At 34.5% G+C, this 249-nt stretch carries 1 protein-coding gene; it reads left to right on the top strand.

Going from position 1 to position 249, the window contains the following annotated elements; genetic code table 11:
- Positions 1-249 (top strand): hypothetical protein (locus tag NF27_RS12310; RefSeq protein ID WP_039455456.1); only part of this gene is annotated, 249 nt, incomplete at both ends.

Raw genomic sequence — 249 nt, 5'->3', positions numbered from 1 at the left:
ATATATTCATTGAATTTAATAATCAAGCCGACTTTGCTTTATTTAAGCTTTTTTGGGATGATACCTATCCGGGGCTTATTCTTGAATATAGTTATGGAGCTTCAGATATTGATGGTACCCCAGTAAAAATAAAAATGGATGCGCAGATATTCTACGAAGAAATTATACCGGCTTTGAGCGAATTTAAGCAAGCCGAGGAACTTGAAAATAATTCTCAAGTAAGAAGTTTTAGACGCTCTGTAGAGTTGT

Source organism: Candidatus Jidaibacter acanthamoeba, from assembly GCF_000815465.1.
Lineage (GTDB): Bacteria > Pseudomonadota > Alphaproteobacteria > Rickettsiales > Midichloriaceae > Jidaibacter > Jidaibacter acanthamoebae.
Note: the sequence above shows the minus strand (reverse complement) of the source record. Positions and strands in the feature narration are given on the sequence as shown.